Here is a 26,198-nt window from a genome sequence, read left to right as displayed (position 1 = left end):
ACGGCCGGGTTGCGGGCACCTGTGAGGTGGGCCACGGTACGGGAACGGTGACTCCCGTCGCTGCCGAGATGGAGGCGATGTCCTTGTCCAACGGAGAACGAGGTGGCCCCGGCACCGGTCGCGGACGACCGCGTCCGGTCACCCGCGGCCGGTCACGGAGAGTGTGGGGGAGCGGGGCCGCGGCGCTGGTGCTGGCCTCGACGCTGGCCGCGTGCGGCGGCGGCGGCGACGGCGGCACGCCGACCCTGACCTGGTACACCAACCCCGACTCCGGTGGGCAGGCCGAGATCGCCTCCCGGTGCACCGAGGAGGCCGGGGGCCGCTACCGGATCGCGACCGAGCAACTGCCCCGGCAGGCCAGCCAGCAGCGGGAACAGCTGATCCGGCGGCTCGCGGCCGAGGACGCCTCGATCGACCTCATGAGCATCGACCCGATCTTCATCCCCGAGTTCGCCCAGGCCGGCTTCCTGGCCGACATCCCCGACGACGTCGAGCAGGCGGTCACCCAGGACGTCGTCGAGAGCGCCATCGCGGGCTCGACGTGGGACGACGAGCTGGTCGCGATCCCGTTCTGGGCCAACACGCAGCTGCTCTGGTACCGGGTGTCCGTGGCCGAGGCCGCGGGCCTGGACACCGCGGCCGCCGACACCTGGACGTGGGACGACATCATCGCGGCCGCGCAGGACCAGGACGTGCTCATCGGCGCCCAGGGCACCCGGGCGGAGTCGCTGACGGTGTGGCTGAACGCGCTGATCGAGTCCGCGGGCGGCTCGGTGATCGAGGAGAGCGCCGACGACCCCGAGGACGTCCAGCTGGGGCTGGACTCCGAGGCCGGTGCGCGGGCCGCCGAGATCATGCGGGCGGTCGCCGACTCCGGCCAGGTCAGCCCCGCGTTCTCCACCGAGACCGAGGACGCCTCGGCCACCGGGTTCGAGGGCGACCAGGCCGGCTTCATGGTCAACTGGCCCTTCGTCTACCAGCGGGCGCTGGACGCGGTGAAGGCCGGCACGCTCGACGCCTCGGTGCCCGAGGACTACGGCTGGACGCTCTACCCCCGGGTGGACGCCGGGACCGAGTCGGCCCCGCCGTTCGGCGGCATCGGCATCGGCGTGGGCGCCTTCAGCCCGGACGTCGACCTCGCGATGGAGGCGGTGCAGTGCATCGTCTCGGCCGAGAACCAGAAGTACTACATGCTGACCAACGGCAACCCGGCGGCGCTGTCCACGGTCTACGACGACCCCGAGGTCACCGAGCAGCTGCCGATGGCCGACACGATCCGGCAGTCGCTGGAGCAGGCCGTGCCGCGGCCGCAGACCCCCTACTACAGCGAGGTCTCCGGCTCCATCCAGCGGGAGTACCACCCGCCGTCGACCGTCGACCCCGGGTCCACCGGCGCGGCGGCCACCGAACTGATCACCGCCGTCCTGGCAGGAGACCAGCTGCTATGACGACCGGACGTCGACGTGGGAGCGAGCACCGTAGCGAGGTTCGAGCGAGGAGCGGAACGAGCGAGGAGACGGACCGATGACACAGACGACGCTCCCACCCGTCGAGAAGACGCAACCGGTCTCGGCGCCGAACAAGACGATCAGTGACCGGTCCCGGGCCGAGCGCAAGCTCGGCTGGCTGCTGGCCGGGCCGGCCTTCTTCGTGATGCTGGCCGTCACCGCCTACCCGATCCTGCAGGCGGTCTACGAGTCGCTGTTCTCCTACCGGCTCACCGACCCGGGGAACCGGTCGTTCAACGGCCTGTCGAACTACTGGGTCATCCTCACCGACCAGCTGTGGTGGACCTCCATCGGCGTCACGCTGCTGATCACCGTCATCACGGTGCTCGTCGAGCTGGTGCTCGGCTTCGCCCTTGCCATGGTCATGGCCAAGGCACTGCGGGCGATCCGGCCGATGGTGCGGGCGGCCATCCTCATCCCGTACGCGGTCATCACCGTCGTCTCGGCGTTCGCCTGGCAGTTCGCCTTCGACATCGACAGCGGCTTCGTGAACTCCTGGTTCTCGTGGCTGCCCGGCGTCTCCGCCGACACCGACTGGTTCGGCAGCACCGGGTCCTCGCTGTTCGTCATCTGCCTGGCCGAGATCTGGAAGACCACGCCGTTCATCTCGCTGCTCCTGCTCGCCGGCCTGGCGCAGGTGCCGGAGGTGCTGCAGGAAGCGGCCAAGGTCGACGGGGCCAGCTGGTGGCAGCGGCTGTGGAAGGTGACGCTGCCGAACATGAAGGCGGCGATCATGGTCGCCCTGCTGTTCCGCACCCTCGACGCGTTCCGGGTGTTCGACAGCATCTTCATCATGACCAACGGCGCGAACAACACCGAGTCGGTGTCGTTCCTGGCCTACCGGCAGACGATCGCGCGGCTGGAGATCGGGCTGGGATCGGCGGTCTCGGTGCTGCTCTTCCTCGCCGTCGTGCTGCTCGCTCTCGGGTTCATCAAGGGGTTCAAGGTCGACCTGGCTCAGGCGAGGGGTGAGTGATGTCGGGCAAGGAGAAGGCCTGGTGGATCGTCGGCGGGATCGTCATCGTCGTCTACTGCCTGTTCCCGATCGCGTGGATCGTCTCGGTCTCGCTCAAGGCGCCGTCGGACCTGTCCAACGGGCAGTTCCTGCCGACGCAGTTTTCGTGGGAGAACTACTCGACGATCCTCACCGGCTCGGCGAGTGACCTGTTCCTCCCCGCGCTGCGCAACAGCTTCGGCATCTGCCTGATCGCCACCGCGATCTCGTGCCTGCTGTCGATGTTCGCCGCGTACGCGATCGCCCGGCTCGACTTCCCCGGGAAGAAGCTGATCCTCTCCACCGCGCTCGTGGTGGCGATCTTCCCGGTGATCTCGATCGTGACGCCGCTGTTCAACGTCTGGCGGCAGATCGGCCTCTACGACACCTGGCCCGGGCTGATCATCCCGTACCTGTCGCTGACGCTGCCGATCTCCATCTGGACGATGTCGGCGTTCTTCCGGGAGATCCCCTGGGAGATGGAGCAGGCCGCCCAGGTGGACGGCGCCACGACGTGGCAGGCGTTCCGCAAGGTGATCGTGCCGCTGGCGGCGCCGGGCGTCTTCACCACGGCGATCATCGCGTTCTTCATCGCCTGGAACGACTTCGTCTACGGCATCTCGCTGACCTCGACGGAGGCCTCCCGCCCGGTGCCGGCCGCGCTCGGCCTGTTCTCCGGTGCCTCGCAGTTCGAGGACCCGACCGGGGCCATCGCCGCCGCGGCGGTGATCGTCACCATCCCGGTCGTCGTCCTGGTGCTGATCTTCCAGCGGCGCATCGTCGCCGGCCTCACCAACGGCGCGGTCAAGGGATGACGCCGATGCCCCCGACCGCGCCCCCGAACCCACCCGCACGCACCCGACTTCCCGAGGGGGAGGACTTCTGATGGCCTCGATCGAGATGCGGCACATCGTCAAGCAGTACGGCGACGGCTACCCGGCCGTGAACGACGTCAGCCTCGACATCGCCGACGGGGAGTTCATGATCCTCGTGGGCCCGTCCGGCTGCGGGAAGTCCACGCTGCTGCGGATGATCGTCGGGCTGGAGGACATCACCAGCGGCGACATGGTCATCGGCGGCACCCGGGTGAACGACAAGGCGCCGCGCGAGCGGAACCTGTCGATGGTCTTCCAGAACTACGCGCTGTACCCGCACATGACGGTGTACGAGAACATCGCCTTCCCGCTGCGGCTGTCCAAGACCCCCGACGACGAGGTGCGCCGCCGGGTCACCGAGGCCGCCGAGGTCCTCGAGCTCAAGGACCACCTCGAGCGCAAGCCGGCCAACCTCTCCGGTGGCCAGCGGCAGCGGGTGGCGATGGGTCGGGCGATCGTCCGGCAGGCCGAGGCGTTCCTCTTCGACGAGCCGCTGTCCAACCTCGACGCCAAGCTGCGCGGCCAGATGCGCACGGAGATCTCCCGCCTGCAGCGCCGGCTGGGCATCACCACCGTCTACGTCACCCACGACCAGACCGAGGCCATGACCCTCGGCGACCGGGTGTGCGTCCTGCGCAAGGGCAAGATCCAGCAGGTCGCCTCGCCGCGCGAGCTCTACGAGCAGCCGGTCAACCTCTTCGTGGCCGGGTTCATCGGCTCGCCGCCGATGAACTTCCTGCCGGCGACGGTGGAGCAGGGGGGCCGGCTCAGCACGCCGTTCGGCCCCATCCAGCTCGACGAGCGGCGGGCGGCGGCGGTGCAGGGCCGCGGTGACCTGCTGCTGGTCGGCATCCGACCGGAGTACTTCGAGGACGCCTCGCTGGTCGACGAGGCCAAGCGGCCGCTGGGCTCGATCTTCCGGGCCCGCGTCGACGTCACCGAGTGGCTCGGCGACTCGCAGTTCGCCTACATCCCCTACGAGGCGCCCGAGGCGGTCACCGCCCAGCTGCGCGACCTCTCCCGGGAGCTGGACGCCGAGGAGCTGCGCACCCAGGCGATCGTGTCCATCGACTCGACGAGCCGGATCCGCGAGGGCCGGGAGGCCGAGTTCTGGCTGGACAGCCGCAAGGTGCACGTCTTCGACCCGCACAGCGGCGAGAACCTCACCCGCGACGCGGAGGCCGGGGCGCGGCTGACCCAGATGGCCACCGAGGACCGCATCGAGCAGGTGGAGGAGGCGCAGACCCGCGGCCAGACGATCGGGGGCTCGACCACCGTCGGCGCGGCCTGACCGGCACCTCCCTCGGCGCCGCCCGCTGACCTAGCGGGCGGCGTCGAGCTCTGCCCGGGTCGGCGGGTCGGCACCCACCCGCGTGCAGGTGAGCGCGGCCACCAGCGCGGCGTCGTCCACCAGGCGGGCCAGCTGCTCGTCGGGCAGCTCGGTCAGGGCCGCGCGGCTGGTCACGCCGGCGTCCAGCAGCCCGGCGAACAGGCCAGCGGCCAGCGAGTCCCCGGCGCCGACGGTGTCGGCGACGGCCACCCTCGGCGGCTCGCGGTGCAGCAGCGGGCGGCCCGGCCGGGCCACCCGCAGCGGCGCGCCGCCGTCGGTGAGCAGCACCAGCGCCGGCCCGCGGCCGGCCCACTCGGCGGCGGCGGCGTCCAGGTCGGTGGCGGCGGCCGGGTCCAGCCAGCCGAGATCCTCGCTGCTGACCTTGACGACGTCCGCGGCGGCGACCAGCCGGTCCAGCCGGGCGCGCACCGCCTCCGGGTCGTTGCCCAGCGACGCACCGACCGGCCCGCCGGCCAGCATCGGCCGGATGTTGGGGTCGACGCTCACCAGCGCGCGACCCTCGGCGGCCACCCGGGTGACCAGCCGGGCGATGGCGTCGCCGCCCGGGGGCGTCCAGCTGGAGATCGAGCCGACGTGCAGCAGCGCCGTGCTCGCCGGCAGGGCGGCGGCCAGCTCCTCGTCGGTCCACTGCCAGTCGGCCGCGCCCTGCACGTGGAAGCCGTAGTCGGGGGAGCCGTCGGGGCCCAGGCCGACGACGGCCAGGCTCACCGGCTCGTCGGCGGTGACGAACCGGCTGACGTCGACCCCGGACAGCTCCGCGTGCCGGCGCAGGTTGACCGCCATCGGGCCGGTGCCCAGCCGCGCCAGCAGGGTGACCGGGGCACCGAGCCGGCCGGCGGCCACGGCCACGTTGAGCGCGTTCCCCCCGGGGCGGGCGACGTAGTGCGGCGCCGTCCCCTCGGGTCCGGCGCCGGCGGCCGGGTCGGGCAGCAGGTCGACGACCAGCTCGCCGAGGACGGTGAGGACCGCGTCGGAGGCCATGTCCCCGACCGTAGGGGCACCTCGCGCCGCCCGCGCGGGCGCTGTGGTGGCTGCCCGGCACCCGCACCTGGGACGATGGGCGGGACGACGCCCGACGTCCCCGGCACCGGCCGGAGGTGCGGGCGGGACGGACCAGCGGCCATCCGCGCCGGAGCAGGAGGAAGCCCGTGCCCAACCCGTTCGTGAAGCTGTGGAAGTACCTCACGGCGTCGGCCAACGCCAAGATCGACGAGAAGGCCGATCCGAAGATCCAGATCGCGCAGGCCATCGAGGCCGAGCAGCAGCGCCACCAGGCGCTGGCCAACCAGGCCGCGGCGGTGCTGGGCAACCAGCGCCAGCTGGAGATGCGCCTGAACCGGCAGCTCGGCGAGGTCGAGAAGCTGCAGGCCTCGGCCCGCCAGGCCCTGGTGCTGGCCGACCAGACGCGGGCCAAGGGCGACGCCGCCAAGGCCGCGGAGTACGAGAACGCCGCCCAGGCCTTCGCCACCCAGCTGGTCGCCGCCGAGCAGGCCATGGAGGACCTCAAGCGCAGCCACGACGAGGCGCTGCAGGCCGCCGAGCAGGCCCGCGGTGCCGTGGAGCAGAGCCGCATGCGGCTGCAGACCACGCTGGCCGAGCGCACCAAGCTGATGAGCCAGCTCGAGCAGGCCAAGATGCAGGAGCACGTGGCCGCCTCGATGCGGCAGGTCAACGAGCTCTCCGCGCCGGGCAACACGCCCAGCCTCTCGGAGGTCCGCGACAAGATCGAGGCCCGCTACGCCAACGCGCTCGGCCAGGCGGAGCTGGCGCAGACCTCGGTGGAGAGCCGGATGCTCGAGGTGCAGAAGGCCACCCTCGACGTCGCCGGCGCCTCCCGGCTGGAGCAGATCCGCGCCACGATGGGCGGCGGTCCGGCCGCGGTCGGGGGCAACCCCGCCGCCGGGGCGATCGAGCAGGGCACGCCGCCGGTGCAGCAGCCGGCCGCCGAGCAGGTCGCCGAGCCGGTCAAGCGCGCCGACCCGGCCTGACGGGAGGGCCCGTCCCACTCGACCGGGGCCTGAGGCGGGAGCCCTCGGGCTCCCGCCTCAGCCCGGGGTGGCCAGCGGTCGCGGCCGCCCCGGCTCGCCGGTGCGTGCCCGCGGGTCGATCGGCGAGCGCGCCGCCTGGCAGTGCGGGCACCAGTAGGTGACCCGCTCCTGGGTCTCCGGGCCCTGGTCGCCCATGAGGATCGGTGTCCGGCACCGCCGGCAGGGCTTGCCCTTGCGGCCGTACACCCAGTGGTCGAAGCCGCGGCGCAGGTCGCCGGTGGTGCTCTGCTCGGGGTGGTCGCGGTTGGCCAGCATGAGCGTGCGGCACCGCTCGACCAGCCGGGCGAGGTCGGCGTCGACGTCGGCCACCCGTGCCCAGGGGTGCAGGCCGCAGAGGAACAGCGACTCGACCTTGTAGAGGTTGCCGGGCCCGCAGAGGTTGCGCTGGTCCAGGATCGCCACGCCGACCTGCTCGTCCGGGTGCGACCGCAGCCGGCGCAGCGCCTCGTCGAGGTCCCAGTCCGGGCCCAGGACGTCGGGGCCGAGGTGGCCGACCAGGGTGTCCTCCTGCTCGGTGCGGACCATGGCCACGTCGTGCAGCCGGTACCCGACCGCCTCCCAGTCGTCGGTGGCCAGCACCGCCCGGACGCTGAACGCCGGGCCGCCCCGCCACCGGGTACCCGGGCGGTAGATGTGCCAGCTGCCGTCCATCCGGTAGTGCGTGCGCAGCGTCCAGCCGTCGTCGAACCGGATCAGCATGTGCTTGCCGCGCGGCACCACCGCGGCGACGGTGCGCCCGGCCAGGTCCGTGGCGGCCAGCTGGGGGACGCGCAGCTCGCCGCGCCGCAGGGTGGCCCCGGCCAGGGCCTCGTGCATGCGCTTGGCGGCCAGCCAGACGGTGTCTCCCTCGGGCACGACCCCAGTGTCGCCCGGCCGGCCGCCCCCTGCCTGCGGCTGTGAGGTGCGAGACAGCCGGGAAGCCGCAGGTCGGCCCGGGCGCTGCCGTACGCGTGCAGCGACGGAACGCGTCCCCCGGCAGCCCGGCCATCGCGCCCCCGACCGTGGCGGCGATCGGCGAGCCGGTCACCGTGACCGTCGCCCGGGACGTCCGCGAGGACCAGCGCGAGGACTTCGAGCGCTGGGCGGCCGACGTGCTCGGCCAGGCCGAGCGCTATCCGGGGAACCTCGGCACGAGCCTGCTGCGGCCCGGGCCGGGTTCCACCCGCTACCACCTGGTCTACCGGTTCGCCGACGGCGAGTCGCTGGCCCGCTGGGAGCGGTCGCCGGACCGGCAGGCCGCCCTGGAGCGGGTCGAGCACCTCGCCGACGGCGCCGACTACGCGCGTGTCGCGGGGCTCGACAGCTTCTTCACCGCGCTCACCCCGAACCGCCCGGGCCCGCGCTGGCGGCTGTCGGTGCTCACCATCGCCGCGGTCTTCGGCATCACGCTGGGCTTCCAGCTGCTGGTCGCCCCGCACATCGGCTCGTGGCCGCTGCCGGTGCGGCTGCTGCTGTCGGCCACCGTGGTGGTCGTGCTGCTCGGCCACGTGGTCATGCCGCGGCTGACCCGCTGGTTCGCCCCCTGGCTGCGCGGCCGCCGGTGAACTAGTCGAGAGGTCGGACGCCCGAGGCCTGCGGACCCCGCTGGCCGGCGGTACGGGAGAACGCCACCCGCTGGCCCTCCTGCAGCTCGCGGTAGCCGCCGTCGTCCTCGATCTCGGAGAAGTGGACGAACACGTCGTCCCCGCCGTCGTCGGGGGTGATGAAGCCGAAGCCCTTGGCCGCGTCGAACCACTGCACGGTGCCCTCGGCGTCGCCGCCGCCCCCGCCGGAGCGGGCCGGCGCCGGGCGCTCGCGGCCGGCCGGCCGGTCGCCGTAGCGGTCACCGCGGTCGCGGTCGTTGCCCCGGTCGCGGTCGTTGCCCCGGTCGCGGTCGTTGCCCCGGTCATTGCGGCGCGGGCGGGTGAGCGGCAGCAGCCGCACGGACTCCGCCTGCAGCCCGCGCGGGCCCTCGACGAGCTCGAACTCGACGCGGTCGCCCTCCTCGAGCTCCTCGAGCCGGCCGTCGGTCAGCGCGGAGACGTGCACGAACACGTCCTCGGGGACGATGAAGCCGAAGCCGCGGTCGGCGTCGAAGCGGGCCACCGTGCCGGTGATGACGAACCCGCGGTTGCTGCGCGGAGCGCCGCCCGGGCCGCCGCGGCGGGCGTCGTCCCGGGCCGGGCGCTCGTCGCGCCGGCCGCGGGGAGCGCTGCCGCGCAGCGGGCGCACGCGCTCGGCCTGGGGTCCGCGCGGACCCGGCGAGGCGTCGTAGTCGACCGGCTGCCCCTCCTCGAGGGTGCGGAACCCGCCGGTGTCCTCGATGGCCGAGAAGTGGACGAAGACGTCGTCCCCGCCGTCCTGGGGCTCGATGAACCCGAAGCCCTTGCCCGCGTCGAACCAGCGGACCGTGCCGGCTGCCATGTCTGTTCCCTCATCCCTACCAACGGCCGTCTCTCTCACGACGGCATCGATCCACCGTACGTGCTCCGGCGCGGAGGCCCGTCGGCTCAGCCCCGCAACCGCAGTCCGCGGGGCGTCGCGGCGAAGCCGGCGGCCTGCAGCGCCGAGGACAGCGGCGTCGACTCGTGCACCGACGCCCCGTCGGCCTTCTGCACCACCATGCGGCCCAGCGCCCCGGCGGCCACCGCCCCCGACAGCGCCGTCGCGGCCTCCTTGAGCACCTGCTCGTCCTCGGTCCACGACAGCAGCGTCTTGCCGCCACGCTCGACGTAGAGCACCAGGTCGCCGTCGACCAGCACCACCAGGGCGCCGGCCTTGCGCCCGGCCCGGTGCCCGCTGCCGCGCTTGCCCCCGGTGCCCTCGCCCACGTCGACGGCGACCTGCGTGGCGCTCTCCCCGTCGGCCGGGCCGGTGCGGTCGGGCCACGGCAGCGCGGCGCCGTAGACGTTGGCCGGGTCGGTGGCGGCCAGGACCACCGCGCCGGCCGGGGCACGGTCGGGGGTGGCGAAGCTGCGCAGCCGGTCGACCGACCCGGGGGTGCCGAACTGGGCGGCGCCGAGGGTCTCGACGAAGTAGCCGCGCCGGGCGCGCCCGTTCTCCTCGAACGCGCGCAGCACCGGGTAGACGGCGGAGAACCCGCCGGGCACCTGCTCGGCCATGACCGCGCCGCGGGTGAGCACCCCGTGCCGCTCCAGCAGCGCCTCGGCGCGGGCGGTGCTGCGACGGGTGGCGTTGGCCTCCCGGTCGGGCAGCCGGGACCACCGGCCGGCCACGGTCGGCGGGCCGGTGCGCGTGGGCATGGCCGGGCGGCCCAGCCGGGTGCGGCCGTAGCGGGTGCGGTCCAGCCGGGCCCGCGGCGCGGCGGGCTGGCGCTTGTGCGTGCCGCCGCCGCTGAGCCTGGTGCGCAGCGGCGCCAGCGTGTCGTTGGTCAGCAGCCCGGCCCAGACGAGGTCCCAGACGGTGTCGGCCAGCGCGGTGTCGTCGGTGGCGCCGACGGCGTCGGACAGGCCGCGGAAGAACATCGCCTGCCCACCGGCCAGCAGCTCCAGCAGCGGCGCGCCCTCCTCGGGCACCTCCAGGGGCTCGGGCAGCAGCAGCGGCGCGAGGTCGGCCGGGACCAGGCTGATCCAGCCGTCGCCGCCGGGCAGCCCGCCGGCCCCGGCCCACAGCACCTCGCCGGCGCTGGTCAGCTCGTCGAGCATCGCGGGGGCGTAGTCGCGCACCCGCGCCGGCAGCACCAGCGACTCCAGCGCGCTGGCCGGCACCAGGGCACCGGCCAGCTGCTCGACGACGGCCAGGACGCCGTCCACCCCGCGCATCCGGCTGCCGACCGACTGCCAGGACGGGGTGAACCGGGCGAGGGTGTCGATCGGGACCGGCTCGACCTCCTGGCGCAGCCTGGCCAGGCTGCGCCGGCGGATCGAGCGGAGCACGTCGGCGTCGCACCACTCCTGGCCGCTGCCGCCGGGCCGGAACTCGCCGGTGACCAGCCGGCCGGTGCCCACCAGCCGCTGCACCGTGGCGGTGACCACCGCGACGCCGAGGCCGAGCCGGCGGGCGACCTCGTCGGGCTGGAACGGGCCGTGGGTGCGCGCGTACCGGCCGACGAGGTCGCCGAGCGGATCGGCCACCGGCTCGGTGAACGCCTCGGGCACGCCGACCGGCAGGGCCGTGCCGAGGGCGTCGCGCAGCCGGCCGGCGTCCTCGATGGCGACGTACCGCTCCTCGCCGGCGATCCGCACCACGAGCGCGCGCCGCGCGGCGACCAGCTCCTCGAGCTGCGCGGCGGTGGCCCCGCGCGGGGCGGCCTCGGCGGCGGTGAGGTCGCCGACCACCCGCAGCAGGTCGGCGACGCCGTCGAGGTCGCGCGGGTGCCGCTCGGCGGGCAGCCGCTGCAGCTCGGCCTCGACCTCGGTGAGCGCCTCGGCGTCGAGCAGCTCGCGCAGCTCCGAGCGGCCGAGCAGCTCGGCGAGCAGCCCGGTGTCCAGCGCCAGCGCCTGGGCCCGGCGCTCGGCCAGCGGCGCGTCGCCCTCGTACAGGAACTGCCCGACGTAGCCGAACAGCAGCGACTGGGCGAACGGGCTGGCCGACTGGGTCTGCACGTCGACGACGCGGACCCGCCGGGCGCGCACGTCGCGCATCAGCTCGACCAGCCCGGGGACGTCGTAGACGTCCTGCAGCACCTCGCGCGCGGCCTCCAGGGTGATCGGGAAGCTGGCGAACTCGCTGGCGACGGAGAGCAGCTGGGCCGCGCGCTGGCGCTGCTGCCACAGCGGCGTGCGGCGGCGCGGGTCGCGCCGGGGGAGCAGCAGCGCGCGGGCGGCGCACTCGCGGAACCGGCTGGCGAACAGCGCCGAGTTGCCCACCTCGGTGGTGACCTCGCGCTCGACGTCGTCGGGGTCGAGGACGGCGAGGTCGGCCTCGGGCGGCTCGCCGGTGGTGTCGGGCAGCCGCAGCACGATGCCGTCGTCGGAGTGCATCGAGGCGACGTCGACGCCGTAGCGCTCGCGCAGCCGGGCCGCGAGGACCAGCGCCCACGGGGCGTTGACCTGCGCGCCGAACGGGGAGTGCACGACCAGCCGCCAGTCGCCGAGCTCGTCGCGGAAGCGCTCGACCAGCAGGGTGCGGTCGTCGGGGAGGTGGCCGGTGGCCTGCTTCTGCTCGGCCAGGTAGGCCAGCAGGTTCGCCGTGCCCCAGTCGTCGAGGCCGGCCGCCCGCGCCCGCTCGGCGCCGGCCTCCGGCGTCGCGGTGCCCACCTCGCGGAGGAACGCACCCAGCGCGCGGCCCAGCTCCAGCGGCCGGCCGGGGGCGTCGCCGTGCCAGAACGGCATCTTCCCGGGCTGGCCGGGCGCGGGGGAGACCAGCACCCGGTCGTGGGTGATCTCCTCGATCCGCCACGACGACGACCCCAGCAGGAAGACGTCGCCCACCCGCGACTCGTAGACCATCTCCTCGTCGAGCTCGCCGACCCGGCGCCCGCCGCTGCCCTCACCGCCGACCAGGAAGACGCCGAACAGGCCGCGGTCGGGGATCGTGCCGCCGCTGGTGACCGCCAGCCGCTGGGCGCCGTTACGCGCGGTGAGGGTGTCGGTGACGCGGTCCCACGTCAGCCGGGGCCGCAGCTCGGCGAAGGCGTCGGAGGGGTAGCGCCCCGCGAGCATGTCGAGGACGGCGTGCAGCGCGGAGTCGGGCAGCCCGGCGAACGGCGCCGACCGGCGGATCACCGCGGCGACGTCGTCGACCGTGCGCGGCCGCTCGGAGACCATCGCGACGATCTGCTGGGCCAGGACGTCGAGCGGGTTGCGCAGGTAGCGGATCGACTCGATCGCGCCGGCCTTCATCCGCTCGGCGACCAGCGCGCACTGCACCAGGTCGCCCCGGTACTTCGGGAACAGCACCCCGCGGCTCACCGCGCCGACCTGGTGCCCGGCGCGACCGACCCGCTGCAGGCCGGCGGCGACCGTGGGCGGCGCCTCCACCTGGACGACGAGGTCGACCGCGCCCATGTCGATGCCGAGCTCCAGGCTCGAGGTGGCGACCACCGCGGGCAGCCGGCCGGACTTCAGCGCCTCCTCGACGATCGCGCGCTGCTCGCGGGAGACCGAGCCGTGATGGGCCGCGGCGACCGGCTGCACGCCCTCGGGCACACCGCCGCCGGAGCCGGCCTGGGCCATGAGCGCCGCGGCGTTGGTGCCCGGCGGGACCTCCTCACCGGTGGCCCGCTCGTAGGCCAGCTCGTTGAGCCGGCTGGTCAGCCGCTCGGCCAGCCGGCGCGAGTTGGCGAACACGATGGTGCTGCGGGAGGCCTCGACCAGGTCGAGCACCCGCTCCTCGACGGCCGGCCAGATCGACGCCCGCGGCTGGTTGCCCGCGGCCGACCCGTCGAACTCCCCGGTCGGCTGGCCGAGGGTGCTCATGTCCTCGACCGGGACGACGACGGAGAGATCCCACTCCTTGGCCGAGCCGGGAGCGACGACCTCGACCGGCCGGCCGCCGGCCAGGAACGTGGCCACCTCCTCGATCGGCCGCACGGTGGCCGACAGGCCGATCCGCTGCGCCGGGCGCTCCAGCAGCTCGTCGAGCCGGTCGAGCGAGACCGCCAGGTGCGCCCCGCGCTTGGTGTCGGCGACGGCGTGCACCTCGTCGACGATCACCGTCTCCACCCCGCGCAGCGCCTCGCGGGCCTGGCTGGTCAGCAGGAGGAACAGCGACTCGGGCGTGGTGATGAGGATGTCCGGCGGCCGGCGGGCGAAGGTGCGCCGCTCGTCGGCCGGGGTGTCGCCGGAGCGGATGCCGACCTGGATCTCGGGCCGGGGCAGGCCCAGCCGGGCCGCGGCCTGGCCGATGCCGGCCAGCGGGGCGCGGAGGTTGCGCTCCACGTCGACCGCGAGCGCCTTGAGCGGCGAGACGTAGAGGACCCGGCAGCGGGTCTGCTCGTCGGCCGGCGGGGGACCGCTGGCCAGCCGGTCCAGCGACCACAGGAAGGCCGCGAGCGTCTTGCCCGAGCCGGTGGGGGCGACGACGAGGGCGTGCCCGCCGCTGCTGATGGCCGACCAGGCGCCCTCCTGGGCCGGCGTCGGCGCCGGGAAGGCGCCGGTGAACCAGGCCTGGGTCGGCGCGGAGAACCGGTCGAGAGCGGACACGCCGCCAGTGTCTCCCCGGGGTACGACACTCCGCCCGCGCGCGGTGGCGCGGGCGGGCGGGACCGTCGGTGGACTCGGGCACACTGCCGTCCATGCGTCACTCGCTCTACGAGGCCGAGCACGAGGACTTCCGGCAGGCCGTCCGCGCGTGGGCGGAGAAGAACGTCGCCCCGTTCCACGACCAGTGGGAGGCCGACGGCATCGTGCCCCGGGAGGTGTGGCTCTCCGGCGGTGCCCAGGGCCTGCTCGGCATGGACATGCCCGAGGAGTACGGCGGCGGGGGCGTGCGCGACTTCCGCTACCTCGCCGTCGTCGACGAGGAGCTGACCCGCATCGGCGCCACCGGTGTCGGCTTCGCGCTGCACAACGACGTCGCCGGCCCGTACCTGCGCGACCTGTCCACCGACGAGCAGAAGCGCCGCTGGCTGCCCGGTTTCTGCACCGGCGAGCTGATCACCGCCATCGCCATGACCGAGCCCGCGGCCGGCAGCGACCTGCAGGGCATCCGCACCACCGCCCGGCGCGACGGCGACGGCTGGGTGCTCAACGGCTCGAAGACCTTCATCACCAACGGCATCAACGCCGACCTGGTGATCGTGGTGGCCCGCACCGACCCCGACGCTCCCGGTGCGCGGGGCACCAGCCTGCTGGTCGTCGAGCGGGACATGCCCGGCTTCACCCGCGGCCGCAACCTGCACAAGGTGGGGCTCAAGGCGCAGGACACCGCCGAGCTGTTCTTCGACGACGTCCGGGTGCCGGCCGGGAACCTGCTCGGCACGGAGAACCGCGGCTTCGCCCACCTGATGGAGAACCTGCCGCAGGAGCGGCTGTCGATCGCCGTCGGAGCGGTCGCGGCCGCGGAGACGGTGCTGGCGCAGACCCGCGAGTACGTCACCAGCCGCACCGCGTTCGGCAAGCCGATCGGCAGCTTCCAGAACACCCGCTTCGTCCTCGCCGAGCTGCACACCGAGACGACGATCGCGCGCACCTTCGTCGACGAGTGCGTCCGGCAGCTCAACAGCGGCGAGCTCACCGCGGTCGACGCGGCCATGGCCAAGTACTGGACGACCGAGCTGCAGAACAAGGTCGCCGACCGCTGCCTCCAGCTGCACGGCGGCTACGGCTACATGGACGAGTACCCCGTCTCCAAGGCCTGGCGCGACGCCCGCATCCAGCCCATCTACGGCGGCACCAACGAGATCATGCGGGAGATCATCGGCCGCTCGATGGGCCTGTGAGCCGGTGACCGCCGACGCACCGGCCGGCACCGACGTCGCGCGCGTCCAGCGGCGCACGGTCGCCGTCCTCAGCGGTGGGGTGGCCCTGGGCGGGCTCGGCGTGACCGTCGGCATCACCCTCGGCGGGCTGCTGGCGCGCGACGTCGCCGGCACCGACTCCGCCTCGGGCCTGGGCCAGACCGCCGGCGTGCTCGGCGCGGCGGTGATCGCCGTCCCGCTGGCGCGGATCAGCGACCGCGCCGGACGACGGGCCGGGCTGGCCGCCGGGTACGGCGTCGCCGTCGTCGGCGCGCTGGTCACGGTGGTGGCGGCGCAGTTGTCCTCGCTGCCGCTGCTCATCGCCGGCCTGTTCGCCTTCGGCGCGGCCACCGCCTGCGGCCTGCAGGCCCGCTACGCCGCGGCCGACCTCGCGCCCCCGGAGCACCGCGGCCGCGCGCTGTCCCTGGTGGTCTGGGCGACCACGGTGGGCTCGGTGCTCGGCCCCAACCTGGCCGCGCCCGGCGACGACCTCGGCCGGGCGCTCGGGCTCCCCGCCCTCGGCGGCGGGTTCGCCCTGTCGGCACTGACCTTCCTGCTCGTCGCGGCGGTGCTCGGGCTGCTGCTCCGGCCGGACCCGCTGCTGCTGGCCCGCCACCTGCGCAGCGGGGAGGGCGCCGCGGCCGCGCCCGTCCGCGAGCGCCGCGCCACCCGCGCGGCCCTGACCGCGGTCTGGGCCGACCCGGGCGGCCGGCTGGGGCTGACCGCGGTCGTGGTCAGCCACGCGGTGATGGTCGGCGTGATGGTCATGACGCCGGTGCACATGGGGCACGCGCACGGCCCCGAGGGGACGACGCTGCGGGTCATCGGGCTGGTCATCAGCGTGCACGTGGCCGGCATGTACCTGTTCAGCCCGCTGGTCGGGCTGCTGGCCGACCGGGCCGGGCGCCGCGCCACCGTCGCGGTCGCCGCGGGCCTGCTGCTGGCGGCCGCGGCGCTGGCCGGCACCGCCGGGCCGGAGGACGCCGTCCAGCTGGGCGCGGGGCTGCTCCTGCTCGGGCTCGGCTGGTCGTGCGGGCTGATCGCCGGCTCGACGCTGGTCACCGAGGCCGTGCCCGTCGAGCAGCGGCCGACCGCCCAGGGCGGCACGGACCTGCTGATGGGGCTGGGCGCGGCGCTGGCCGGGGTGGTCGGCGGGCCGCTGCTGGCCCTGGGCGGGTTCGGCCTGGTGGCGGGGGTGTCGGCCGCGCTGGTGCTCCCGCTGCTCGTCGTCTGGCTGGGCGCAGCTCAGCGGCCGCGGTAGTTCCGCCAGAGCAGCACCAGGGAGACCAGCAGCGCCAGGGCGATGCCGATCTCCAGCACGGTGTCGAGCGCGTCCGAACCGGTGCCGGGGATCACGCCTCCAGCGTAGGTCTCGACCGGCAGGCCGAAGTCGGTATCGTGAAGTGACTTCACGGTGAAGGAGATTCATGGATCGCGCCGACCGGCAGGTGGCCGCCCTCGACCACCTCCTCGAGCTCACCGTCGTGCTGGGTGGCGACATGACCGGGAGCCTCGCCCGCGAGGGGCTGACCGTTCCGCGTGCCACCCTCCTGTGGGTGCTGCGGGCCCACGGGCCGGCCACGCAGCGCGCGCTGGCCGACGCACTCGACGTCAGCGCCCGCAACGTCACCGGCCTGGTCGACGCGCTCGCGGAGACGGGGTTCGTCGTCCGGTCGCCGCACCCGACCGACCGGCGGGCCACGCTGGTCACGCTGACCGGGCGGGGGAGTGCCGTCGTCGAGCGGATGGCCCGGGAGCAGCGCGAACTGGCCGCCGCGCTCTTCGGCGAGATGCCCGACGAGCGGTTCACCGTCCTGGCCGAGGGGCTCGGCGAGGTCGTCGGCCGGCTGCAGGCGCTCGTGGCCGCCGGGGCGGCGTCGTGACCGCCGTCCGCCGGGCGGTCGCGTTCGAGCTGGCCATGTGGCGGGCGCTGTACCGGTGGGTGCGCCGGCGCCCCGACGTCCGCCCCGGCGGGGAGGCCTTCCCGTACGCCGGCGCGGTCACGCCGGTGATCTGGGCCTTCGTCGTGGTGTCCGCGATCGAGGTCGTCGTCGTGCACGTGGTCGTGCCGTGGCCGGCGGTCCGGCTGGTGCTGGACGTCGCGGGGATCTACGGCGTGCTGTGGATGCTCGGCCTGCTGGCCTCGCTGCGGACGGCGCCGCACGTGGTCGACGACGCCGGCCTGCGGGTGCGGCACGGCGCGGTGGTGGACCTCGTGCTTCCCTGGGCCGACATCGCCGCGGTGCAGCTGCGCCGCCGGTCGGTCGAGGGGTCGCGGACGGTCCACCTGCACGCCGACGGTGCGCGCCGGGCGGTGTCGGTCAACGTCGGTGCCTCGACGCAGCTGGACATCCGGTTGACCACGCCCCGGGTGCTGGCGCTGCGCCGGGCCGGGGACCAGCCGGTCGAGGAGATCCGCATCGCCGCCGACGACCCGGCGGCGCTCGTCCGCCGGCTGCGGGCCGGGATCGGGACGGCGCCGGCGCGCTAACGTCGACGGGTGCGCCTGCAGGAGTTCTGGTCCCGCCTCGACGACCAGTTCGGGTCGATGCGTGCCCAGACCGTCGCCCGTGACCACGTCTTCTCCGCACTGGGTGGCCGGACGGCGCTCGACGCGATCGAGGCGGGGTTGCCCGTGCGGCGGGTGTGGCTGGCGATCTGTGAGGAGTACGACGTCCCGCGCAAGGACCGCTGACCACCGTCCGCCGCATCCGCGCCGTCACCTGCGCGGACACCCGTCCCGGACCCCGGCGTGTCGACCTGGCGGTCGAACGTGTGTTCGGGCTACGGTGGTTCCACAGGCCGGGTGCTCGTCCACAGGTCCGGTCGTTCCCCCGGAAGTGTCAGACCCCCGCCCTAGCGTCGGCACCGACCCGCTCCACGCGACTTCCCGAAGGTGAGCACCATGGCAGCAACGCTCGACCGCGACAAGGCCCTCGACATGGCCCTCGCCCAGATCGACAAGCAGTTCGGCAAGGGCTCGGTCATGCGGCTGGGCGACAACGCGGCGCAGGCGATCAAGGTCATCCCGACCGGTTCGATCGCCCTCGACATCGCCCTGGGCATCGGCGGGCTCCCGCGCGGCCGGGTGATCGAGGTGTACGGCCCGGAGGCCTCCGGCAAGACCACGGTCGCCCTGCACGCGGTGGCCAACGCCCAGGCGGCCGGCGGCATCGCGGCGTTCATCGACGCCGAGCACGCCCTCGACCCCGAGTACGCCCGCGCCATCGGCGTCGACACCGACGCCCTGCTGGTCAGCCAGCCCGACACCGGTGAGCAGGCGCTCGAGATCGCCGACATGCTCATCCGTTCCGGCGCGCTCGACATCATCGTCATCGACTCGGTGGCCGCGCTCGTGCCCCGCGCCGAGATCGAGGGCGAGATGGGTGACAGCCACGTCGGTCTGCAGGCCCGCCTCATGAGCCAGGCGCTGCGGAAGATCACCGGCGCCCTGAACAACTCCGGCACCACCGCGATCTTCATCAACCAGCTGCGCGAGAAGGTCGGCGTCGTCTACGGCTCGCCGGAGGTCACCACCGGTGGCCGGGCCCTGAAGTTCTACTCGTCGGTGCGCCTCGACGTCCGGCGGATCGAGACCCTCAAGCAGGGCACCGACGCGGTCGGCAGCCGGGTGCGGGTCAAGGTCGTCAAGAACAAGGTGGCCGCGCCCTTCAAGCAGGCCGAGCTCGACCTCATCTGGGGCATCGGCTTCAGCCGCGAGGGCGGGCTGATCGACATCGGTGTCGAGCAGGGCATCGTGCGCAAGTCCGGTGCCTGGTACACGTACGAGGGCGACCAGCTCGGCCAGGGCAAGGAGAACGTCCGCAGCTTCCTGCGCGACAACCCCGACCTCGCCGACGAGATCGAGAAGAAGATCAAGGAGAAGCTGGGCATCGGCCCGCAGGTCGACGTGCCTGCCGCGGTCGACGCTCCTGACTTCTGAGCGGCCCGGTGAGCGACGGCCTCGCCGCCGAGCGAGCCGGTACCCGGCGCAGGCGCGCCGGCGCGGACCCCGACGGGGACGCGCCGGCCGCCGGCCGGCGGCGTCGGCGCACCGATCGGCTCGCCGTCACCGACGGTTCCGGTCCCGAGGTGCCGCCGGGCGACCCCGCCGACGATCCCGGTGATCCCGAGGCGGTGGCCCGCGCGATCTGCCTGCGTGCCCTCACCGGCGCGCCGAAGACCCGCCAGCAGCTCGCCGACCTGCTGGCCAAGAAGGGCGTTCCGCACGACGCCGCGGAGGCGGTCCTCGACCGGTTCGGCGAGGTCGGCCTCATCGACGACGCGGCGTTCGCCCGGGCCTGGGTGACCTCCCGGCAGTCCGGCCGCGGCCTGGCCCGCCGGGCGCTCAAGGCCGAGCTCCGCGCCAAGGGCGTCGACGGCGAGGTCGCCGAGGAGGCGGTCGCGCTCGTCGACGACCAGGACGAGTGGGACGCCGCCCGCCGGCTCGTGGCCCGCCGGGTGGGCGGGCTCCGGCGGGTCGACCGGGCCACCGCCCAGCGCCGGCTGGTCGGCATGCTCGCCCGCAAGGGCTACGGCGGTGGCCTGGCCGCCATCGTCGTGCGCGAGGCGCTGGACGCCGAATGGTCCGACGAGGCCGAGTTCCCGGTCCTGGACGACGACGGCGACGGCGGCGACGACGTGGCGCCCGAGCCGCCGGCCGGCGGTGGCATCGCGCGCCGCAGCAGCCTGGGCCGCGGCGGCGCGGCGGCCGGTCCGCACCCCGACCAGGGCCTGGACGCGTTCCTGCCCTGACCCGGCGACGACGACGAGGGCCCCGCAGCCGGGTGGCTGCGGGGCCCTCGATGTCGGGGTGGCGGCGGGTCAGACCGCCGCAGTGCGCGCGATCGCCGACCAGGCGGTCACATCGACGGCCAGGCCGTCGGGGGACTCCTCGTCCTTCACCAGCCAGGTGTCCTGACCGCTGCGGTCGCTGGCCAGCCAGCCCTGGATCTGCAGGTCGAAGGCGCGCTCGGGAGTCGCGCCGGCCCGGCTCACCGGGCCGATGAAGGTCAGGTCGACCTCCTCGGTCGACGGATAGCGCAGCACGATCCGGCAGCGGGCGCGCCGGTGCCGGGCCGGGGGCACGACCTCGCGCACGACCGCGGTGTCGGCGCCGGCCGCCGCGGCGAACGCCGGGCCGGCCGCCCGCAGTCGGCTCACGAACTCCTGCTCGACGTCGGTCTGCCCCTCGGGCAGACGCACCACCGCGGGCAGCGGTGGCACGGCAGGGCGCAGTGCGGTGTCCACGTTGCCTCTCTCGGCACCTGGGGCGCCGGACCTGACCGGATCGCGCCCCATCCGTCGCGCACGTCACCGCATCCCCAGGGGGACGGAGCGCGAGCGGGTCGCGTCCGGCCGGGGTGCACCGGCGGCGCCGTACCCTCGCTGTCGACATGGACAGCGCAGCGCAGAGCCCCGCGCGCACCTACCGGGTGCGCACCTACGGGTGCCAGATGAACGTGCACGACTCCGAGCGGCTGTCCGGGCTGCTCGAGGCCGCCGGCTACGCCCCGGCCGCGGAGGGGGACGACGCCGACGTCGTCGTCCTGAACACCTGCGCGGTCCGGGAGAACGCCGACAACCGGCTCTACGGCAACCTCGGTCACCTCCGGCCGGTGAAGGACGCCCATCCGGGCATGCAGATCGCCGTCGGCGGATGCCTGGCGCAGAAGGACCGGGGCGAGATCGTCCGGCGCGCCCCGTGGGTGGACGTCGTCTTCGGCACCCACAACGTCGGGTCGCTGCCGGCGCTGCTCGAGCGCGCCCGGCACAACGCCGAGGCGCAGGTGGAGATCGTCGAGGCGCTCGAGGTCTTCCCGTCGACGCTGCCGGCCAAGCGGGACTCCGCCTACTCCGGGTGGGTGTCGATCAGCGTCGGCTGCAACAACACCTGCACGTTCTGCATCGTCCCCGCGCTGCGCGGCAAGGAGAAGGACCGCCGGCCCGGCGAGATCCTCGCCGAGGTGCAGGCACTGGTCGACCAGGGCGTGCTCGAGGTGACCCTGCTGGGGCAGAACGTCAACGCCTACGGCGTCGAGTTCCGCGACCGCGGCGCCTTCGCCGACCTGCTGCGTGCGGCCGGCCGGATCGAGGGTCTGGAGCGGATCCGGTTCACCAGCCCGCACCCGCGCGAGTTCACCGACGACGTCATCGCCGCCATGGCCGAGACCCCCGCCGTCTGCCACCAGCTGCACATGCCCCTGCAGTCGGGCTCGGACGAGGTGCTGCGCCGGATGCGGCGCGGCTACCGGCAGGACCGCTACCTCGGGATCCTCGACCGGGTCCGCGCCGCGATGCCCGACGCGGCGATCACCACCGACATCATCGTCGGCTTCCCCGGCGAGACCGAGGAGGACTTCGAGCAGACCCTCGAGGTCGTCCGGCAGGCCCGGTTCGCCAGCGCGTTCACCTTCCAGTACTCCAAGCGGCCCGGGACGCCCGCCGCCGAGATGGAGGGGCAGCTGCCCAAGGAGGTCGTGCAGGAGCGCTACCTGCGGCTGACCGCCCTGCAGGACGAGATCAGCTGGGCGGAGAACCGCGCGCTGGTCGGCCGGCCGGTCGAGCTGCTGGTGGCCGCGGGGGAGGGCAGCAAGGACGCCGTCCGCGGCCGGATGACCGGTCGCGCGCGGGACGGCCGGCTGGTCCACTTCACCGCGACCGAGGGGGTGCGCCCCGGCGACGTCGTCGAGACCGTGCTCACCCAGGCCGCGCCGCACCACCTGGTCGCCGACGGGCCGCTGCGCTCGCACCGCCGGACCCGCGCCGGCGACGCCGCGGAGGCCGGCACCCGGCCCACCACCCCCGGCGTGCTGCTCGGCATGCCGGCGGTCGGCGCCCCGCCGCCGCTGGCTGCCACCCCCGCCGGCTGCTCATGACGAACGCCCCCGCCCCGGGATCCCGGGGCGGGGGCGTTCGTCATGTGGGGTTCAGCGGCGGCCGCTGCTGGACTTCTCCGCCTCGGCGAGCCACTCCCGGCGGGTGGCCAGGTTCGCCCGGGCCTCCTCGATCCGCTTGGGGTTCCCCGCGGCCTCGGCCTTGGCCAGCTGCTCCTCGGCCTTGGTGACCGCCTGGCGCATCGAGGTCAGCAGCGGGTTCTCCGGCGCGACCCGCGGGCGCGAGGCGTCGGCGGCACCGCGGATCCGCTGCTCGACGGCCTGCATGCGGTCCTCCAGGCTGCGCATGGCGCCGCGCGGCACGTGGCCGATGGCGTCGTACTTCTCCTGGATCTTGCGCAGCGCGTTCTGCGCGCCCCGCAGGTCGCCGGACGGGTCGAGCTTCTCCGCCTGGGCCAGCAGCTCCTCCTTGGCCTGCTGGTTGGCCAGCTGCTCGCTGTTGCGCGCCTTGTCCGACTCCGCGCGGGCGGCGAAGAAGACGTCCTGGGCGGCGCGGAACTGCTTCCACAGGTCGTCGTCGCCGTCGCGGCCGGTGCGGGGCACCGCCTTCCAGCGGTCCATGAGCGAGCGCATCGCCGCGCTCGTCGGGCCCCAGTCGGTCGAGGCTGACAGCCGCTGCGCCTCGGCGATGAGCTCCTGCTTGGCCGCGCGGGCCTCGTTGCGCTGGGCGTCCAGCGCGGCGAAGTGCGCGCCCCGCCGGCGACCGAAGGCGTCGCGGGCCGCGGCGAAGCGGGTCCACAGGGCCTCGTCGGTCTTGCGGTCGATGCCGCGGATGGTCTTCCACTCCTCGACGATGGCCTTGAGCCGGTCGCCGGCGGCCTTCCACGAGGTCGACTCCGCGGCGATCTGCTCGGCCTCGGCGGCCAGGGCCTCCTTGCGGGCGATCTGCGCCTGCCGTGCCGCGGCCTTCTCCGCGCGCGACTCGGCGGCCGCGGAATCCGCGGTCTCCACCATGGCGCGGGCGCGGGCGGCCAGCCCGTCGAGGTCGCCGACGGCGGTGGCGGTGGGGATGGAGTCGGCCAGCGCCTGCGCCTTGGCCTTGATCTCGCCGGGGTTGCCGGTGTGCGCCCGCAGCCGGGCCTCCAGCAGCGAGACCTCGGTGGCGAGGTCGTCGTACCGGCGGCCGAAGTGGGCCAGCCCGGCAGCCGGGTCGCCGGCCTGCCACGAGCCGACGGCCCGCTCGCCGTCGGCGGTGCGGACGTAGACGGTGCCCTCCTCGTCGACCCGGCCCCACTGGGTGGGGTCGGAGGCGGGGACGGCTTCGGCGGGGGTGTGGTGCGCGGGGACGTCGGCCGGCGCCGGGGTGGGCGCGGGCTCGGGGTCGACGGCGTCCGGGGCGGTGGCCTCGGCCGCCGGCGCGTCGACCGGGGCCGCGTCCGCGGGGGCCGCTTCGACCGGGATCACCTCCGCACCAGCGGCCGGCTCGGGGGCGGGTGCGTCCGGCTCCGCACCGGCGGCGGACGCCGTCGGATCGGCCAGGGCGGCATCCGCCGGGGACTCGGCGACCGGCGTGCCGGCCTCCGGGGTGACCGCCTCGGACCGCGCCTCGTCGGACGAGGGGACCTGCTGCGACCCGTTCAGGGGGGACTCCGTGCTCGACACGCACCGCAGTGTCCCACGTCGCATCGGCGACACTGCTGCGGTGACGACCGAAGGGGTCCCCGCGTGGCCCGAACCTCCGGCGCCCGGCGCCGGGCTGCCCCTGTCGGTGGCCTTCGTCCCCGGGCCGCCGCTGCTGTTCCCGGTGGTGGAGGGGAGGCCCGACGAGGCGACCGCGGCGCTGCGGGCGGCCTGCCGGGAGGCGGTGGAGGCGATGCTCGCCGCCCGTCCGGAGGTGGTCGTCGTCGTCGGTGCCGGCGCCGAGGGGCGCTACGGCCAGGGGGACGGCGGTGACCTGCGGGGCTTCGGGGTGGATGCCGTGGTGCCCTTCGACGGGTACGTCCGTCCGGGGGGACGGCGCACCCCCCTCGCGCTGACCGTCGGGGGCTGGCTGCTGGGCCAGGCCGGCTTCTCGGGGACGCGGCTGGGCGTGGGGCCCGCCGATCTCGCCGACGCGCTCGCCGGCCTGCCCGGTCCGGTGGGGGTGCTGGCCGTCGGCGACGGCTCGGCCCGCCGCAGCGTGAAGGCCCCGGGCTACCTCGACCCGGACGCGGAGCCGTTCGACGCCGCGGTGTCCGCCGCGCTCGCCGCCGGGGACGCCGCCGCGCTGGCCGCGCTCGACCCGGCGGAGGGGGAGCGGCTGCTGGCCGCGGGCGTGCCCGTGTGGCGTGCCGTCGGCGCGACGCTGGCCGGCAGCGCGGTCACCGGCGTCCGGTACGCCGACACCGCCCCGTTCGGCGTCGGCTACCTGGTGGCGTCCTGGACGGTCCGGTGAGCGCGCCGCCGGTCGTGGCCGTCGTCGGTCCGACCGCCACCGGCAAGACGGCGCTGGCCGTGGCCCTCGCCCGGCGCCTGGGCGGAGAGGTGGTCAACGCCGACTCCATGCAGCTCTACCGCGGCATGGACATCGGCACCGCCAAGCCCGACCTGGCCGAGCGGCAGGGCGTGCCGCACCACCTGCTCGACCTGTGGCACGTCCGCGAGCCGGCGTCGGTGGCCGAGTACCGGCTGCGCGCCCGCGCGGAGGTGGACCGGCTGCGGGCCGCCGGCACGGTGCCGTTCCTGGTCGGCGGGTCCGGGCTGTACGTGCGCGCCGTCCTCGACGAGCTGGACTTCCCCGGCACCGACCCGGCGGTGCGCGCCCGGCTGGAGGGCGAGCTCGCCGCCGTCGGACCGGCGCAGCTGCACGCCCGGCTGGCCGGGCTCGACCCGGCGGCCGCGGCCGCCGTCCTGCCCAGCAACGGACGGCGGATCGTGCGGGCCCTGGAGGTCATCGAGCTCACCGGCGGGCCGTTCCGGGCCTCGCTGCCCGCGCCCCGCCCGCACTACCCGGCGGTCGTCGTGGGCCTGGACCGCGAGCCGGCCGAGCTCGACGAGCGGATCGCCGCGCGCGTACACCGGATGTGGGCCGCCGGGCTCGTCGACGAGGTCGCCGCCCTGGCCGCCGACGGCCTGCGCGAGGGCCCGACCGCCTCCCGGGCGCTGGGCTACGCCCAGGTGCTGGCCCAGCTCGACGGCACGCTGACCCCGGCCGAGGCCCGGGAGCGCACCGTGACCACCACCCGCCGGTTCGTGCGCCGGCAGCGCTCCTGGTTCCGCCGCGACGCCGCCACCACCTGGTTCGACGCCGCCCGCCCCGACCTGGTCGACGCGGTCGGGGCCCTGCTCGACGCCCGTACCATCGAGGGGTGACCGAGGCCGGAGGCGACCGCGTGCTCGTGGGGCACGGCACCGAGAACGACTTCGTCGTGCTGCCCGACCCCGACGGCGCCGTGTGGCCGGAGGACCGGCTGGACGCCGCGATGGTCCGGCGGCTGTGCGAGCGCCGCGCCGGCCTCGGTGGGGACGGCGTGCTGCGCGTCGTCCGCAGCGTGCACGTGCCCGACGCCCCCGCCGTCCTCGGCGACCGGCTGGCCGACTGCGAGTGGTTCATGGACCACCGCAACGCCGACGGCTCGCACGCCGAGATGTGCGGCAACGGCATCCGGCTGTTCCTGCACGTGCTGGTCACCGAGGGGCTGCTGGACCGCGCCGCCTGCGAGGCCGGCGTGCTGGTCGGCACCCGCGGCGGGCCGCGCCGGGTGGGTGCCTCGCCCGACGGCACCTACTGGGTCGACATGGGCCCGGCCCGGCCGTTCGGCCGCGGCGAGGCGGTGCTGTCCGGGCGGGCGTTCCCCGGGCTCGCGGTCTCCATGGGCAATCCGCACCTGGCCTGCCTCACCGACGTCGACGTCGACACCCTCGACCTGACCGCGGAGCCGGTCTTCGACCGCGAGCTGTTCCCCGAGGGCGTGAACGTCGAGCTCGTCAACCGGGTGCGCGGTGCGACCGAGGGCGCCGACGCGCACGTGCGGCTGCGGGTGCACGAGCGCGGCGTGGGGGAGACCCGCTCGTGCGGCACCGGGGCCTGCGCCGTCGCCTTCGCCGCGCTGGACGACGCCGGCGCGGCCGCCGGGACCGTCGTGGTCGACGTCCCCGGTGGCCGGCTCACCGTCGACGTCACCGCGGAGACGACGGTGCTGCGCGGGCCGGCCGTGGTCGTGGCCGCCGGCGAGCTCTCCGGGGAGTGGCTCGCCGGCTGACCTC

General features: G+C 74.9%; 23 protein-coding genes. 17 read left to right on the top strand and 6 right to left on the bottom strand.

Translation table 11 applies throughout. The features are described from left to right. Positions 1 to 161: 161 nt before the first annotated feature. The 4 genes from ACI79R_RS18125 (at position 162) to ACI79R_RS18110 (ending at position 4,668) form a co-directional block, all read left to right on the top strand. Entirely contained in the window at positions 162 to 1,448 is a 1,287-nt protein-coding gene (locus tag ACI79R_RS18125) for an extracellular solute-binding protein (RefSeq protein ID WP_456575054.1), read from the top strand. Between the two features lie 76 nt (positions 1,449 to 1,524). Then, positions 1,525 to 2,484, top strand: a complete 960-nt coding sequence (locus ACI79R_RS18120) for a carbohydrate ABC transporter permease (protein ID WP_456575053.1) — start codon at positions 1,525 to 1,527, stop codon at positions 2,482 to 2,484. Continuing rightward, positions 2,484 to 3,317 carry a carbohydrate ABC transporter permease gene (locus tag ACI79R_RS18115; RefSeq protein WP_456575052.1) on the top strand — a complete coding sequence of 278 codons (834 nt, stop codon included), beginning with the start codon at positions 2,484 to 2,486 and terminating at the stop codon, positions 3,315 to 3,317. The genes ACI79R_RS18120 and ACI79R_RS18115 overlap by 1 nt, the downstream gene beginning before the upstream one ends. A gap of 70 nt (positions 3,318 to 3,387) precedes the next feature. Beyond that, the gene (locus ACI79R_RS18110) at positions 3,388 to 4,668 is read left to right on the top strand and encodes an ABC transporter ATP-binding protein (RefSeq protein ID WP_456575051.1); all 1,281 of its coding nucleotides are present in this window, start codon (positions 3,388 to 3,390) and stop codon (positions 4,666 to 4,668) included. A 30-nt stretch (positions 4,669 to 4,698) separates the two neighbouring features. Here the strand turns inward: ACI79R_RS18110 and ACI79R_RS18105 are convergent, their stop codons facing one another. Then, positions 4,699 to 5,709: a PfkB family carbohydrate kinase gene (locus ACI79R_RS18105; protein WP_456575050.1), complete on the bottom strand. Its 1,011-nt coding sequence runs from the start codon at positions 5,707 to 5,709 to the stop codon at positions 4,699 to 4,701. A gap of 167 nt (positions 5,710 to 5,876) precedes the next feature. Here ACI79R_RS18105 and ACI79R_RS18100 point away from each other — a divergent pair, with 167 nt between their 5' ends. Next, entirely contained in the window at positions 5,877 to 6,716 is an 840-nt protein-coding gene (locus ACI79R_RS18100) for a PspA/IM30 family protein (protein WP_456575049.1), read from the top strand. A 57-nt stretch (positions 6,717 to 6,773) separates the two neighbouring features. On the opposite strand, the gene ACI79R_RS18095 is transcribed toward ACI79R_RS18100, so the two are convergent. Beyond that, positions 6,774 to 7,631, bottom strand: a complete 858-nt coding sequence (locus ACI79R_RS18095; protein WP_456575048.1) for a DNA-formamidopyrimidine glycosylase family protein — start codon at positions 7,629 to 7,631, stop codon at positions 6,774 to 6,776. Positions 7,632 to 7,726: 95 nt separating this feature from the next. On the opposite strand from ACI79R_RS18095, the gene ACI79R_RS18090 reads away from it, so the two are divergent. Then, a complete protein-coding gene (locus ACI79R_RS18090) occupies positions 7,727 to 8,320 on the top strand; it encodes an antibiotic biosynthesis monooxygenase (RefSeq protein ID WP_456575047.1) in 594 nt (197 codons plus the stop codon). 1 nt (position 8,321) lies between these two features. On the opposite strand, the gene ACI79R_RS18085 is transcribed toward ACI79R_RS18090, so the two are convergent. After that, positions 8,322 to 9,179: a cold shock domain-containing protein gene (locus tag ACI79R_RS18085; RefSeq protein ID WP_456575046.1), complete on the bottom strand. Its 858-nt coding sequence runs from the start codon at positions 9,177 to 9,179 to the stop codon at positions 8,322 to 8,324. Between the two features lie 86 nt (positions 9,180 to 9,265). Next, the gene (locus tag ACI79R_RS18080; protein ID WP_456575045.1) at positions 9,266 to 13,861 is read right to left on the bottom strand and encodes an ATP-dependent helicase; all 4,596 of its coding nucleotides are present in this window, start codon (positions 13,859 to 13,861) and stop codon (positions 9,266 to 9,268) included. Positions 13,862 to 13,953: 92 nt separating this feature from the next. Here ACI79R_RS18080 and ACI79R_RS18075 point away from each other — a divergent pair, with 92 nt between their 5' ends. The 7 genes from ACI79R_RS18075 to ACI79R_RS18045 all read left to right on the top strand — a co-directional run bounded on the left by ACI79R_RS18075 (position 13,954) and on the right by ACI79R_RS18045 (position 19,872). Further along, positions 13,954 to 15,099 carry an acyl-CoA dehydrogenase family protein gene (locus ACI79R_RS18075; RefSeq protein WP_456575044.1) on the top strand — a complete coding sequence of 382 codons (1,146 nt, stop codon included), beginning with the start codon at positions 13,954 to 13,956 and terminating at the stop codon, positions 15,097 to 15,099. A gap of 4 nt (positions 15,100 to 15,103) precedes the next feature. Continuing rightward, entirely contained in the window at positions 15,104 to 16,378 is a 1,275-nt protein-coding gene (locus tag ACI79R_RS18070; protein WP_456575043.1) for an MFS transporter, read from the top strand. A 166-nt stretch (positions 16,379 to 16,544) separates the two neighbouring features. Continuing rightward, positions 16,545 to 17,000 (top strand): MarR family transcriptional regulator, encoded by a 456-nt coding sequence (locus ACI79R_RS18065; protein WP_456575042.1) that lies wholly within the window; start codon positions 16,545 to 16,547, stop codon positions 16,998 to 17,000. Next, on the top strand, positions 16,997 to 17,608 hold the full coding sequence (locus ACI79R_RS18060; RefSeq protein WP_456575041.1) for a hypothetical protein: 612 nt from the start codon (positions 16,997 to 16,999) through the stop codon (positions 17,606 to 17,608). The genes ACI79R_RS18065 and ACI79R_RS18060 overlap by 4 nt, the downstream gene beginning before the upstream one ends. Positions 17,609 to 17,617: 9 nt before the next feature. Beyond that, a complete protein-coding gene (locus tag ACI79R_RS18055) occupies positions 17,618 to 17,812 on the top strand; it encodes a DUF3046 domain-containing protein (protein ID WP_456575040.1) in 195 nt (64 codons plus the stop codon). Between the two features lie 210 nt (positions 17,813 to 18,022). After that, positions 18,023 to 19,060 (top strand): recombinase RecA, encoded by a 1,038-nt coding sequence (gene recA, locus ACI79R_RS18050; protein WP_456575039.1) that lies wholly within the window; start codon positions 18,023 to 18,025, stop codon positions 19,058 to 19,060. 8 nt (positions 19,061 to 19,068) lie between these two features. Continuing rightward, entirely contained in the window at positions 19,069 to 19,872 is an 804-nt protein-coding gene (locus ACI79R_RS18045; protein ID WP_456575038.1) for a regulatory protein RecX, read from the top strand. A gap of 69 nt (positions 19,873 to 19,941) precedes the next feature. Here the strand turns inward: ACI79R_RS18045 and ACI79R_RS18040 are convergent, their stop codons facing one another. Next, the gene (locus ACI79R_RS18040; protein ID WP_456575037.1) at positions 19,942 to 20,367 is read right to left on the bottom strand and encodes a hypothetical protein; all 426 of its coding nucleotides are present in this window, start codon (positions 20,365 to 20,367) and stop codon (positions 19,942 to 19,944) included. Positions 20,368 to 20,513: 146 nt separating this feature from the next. On the opposite strand from ACI79R_RS18040, the gene miaB reads away from it, so the two are divergent. Continuing rightward, the gene (miaB, locus tag ACI79R_RS18035; RefSeq protein ID WP_456575036.1) at positions 20,514 to 21,995 is read left to right on the top strand and encodes a tRNA (N6-isopentenyl adenosine(37)-C2)-methylthiotransferase MiaB; all 1,482 of its coding nucleotides are present in this window, start codon (positions 20,514 to 20,516) and stop codon (positions 21,993 to 21,995) included. A 51-nt stretch (positions 21,996 to 22,046) separates the two neighbouring features. Here miaB and ACI79R_RS18030 read toward each other — a convergent pair whose 3' ends face one another. Continuing rightward, positions 22,047 to 23,615 (bottom strand): DUF349 domain-containing protein, encoded by a 1,569-nt coding sequence (locus tag ACI79R_RS18030; RefSeq protein WP_456575035.1) that lies wholly within the window; start codon positions 23,613 to 23,615, stop codon positions 22,047 to 22,049. 40 nt (positions 23,616 to 23,655) lie between these two features. Between ACI79R_RS18030 and ACI79R_RS18025 the strand changes: the two genes are divergently transcribed. Genes ACI79R_RS18025 through dapF form a run of 3 tightly spaced genes read left to right on the top strand, consistent with a single transcriptional unit; the run spans position 23,656 to position 26,194 of the window. Next, positions 23,656 to 24,387, top strand: a complete 732-nt coding sequence (locus ACI79R_RS18025) for a hypothetical protein (protein WP_456575034.1) — start codon at positions 23,656 to 23,658, stop codon at positions 24,385 to 24,387. Then, complete coding sequence (gene miaA / locus ACI79R_RS18020; protein ID WP_456575033.1) at positions 24,384 to 25,304, top strand: tRNA (adenosine(37)-N6)-dimethylallyltransferase MiaA; 921 nt, start codon at positions 24,384 to 24,386, stop codon at positions 25,302 to 25,304. The genes ACI79R_RS18025 and miaA overlap by 4 nt, the downstream gene beginning before the upstream one ends. After that, the gene (gene dapF / locus ACI79R_RS18015) at positions 25,301 to 26,194 is read left to right on the top strand and encodes a diaminopimelate epimerase (protein ID WP_456575032.1); all 894 of its coding nucleotides are present in this window, start codon (positions 25,301 to 25,303) and stop codon (positions 26,192 to 26,194) included. Before miaA ends, dapF begins: the two co-directional genes overlap by 4 nt. Positions 26,195 to 26,198: the final 4 nt, after the last annotated feature.

It is taken from the genome of Blastococcus sp. SYSU D00820, assembly GCF_054050695.1.
This window is presented reverse-complemented; position numbering and strand designations above follow the sequence as displayed.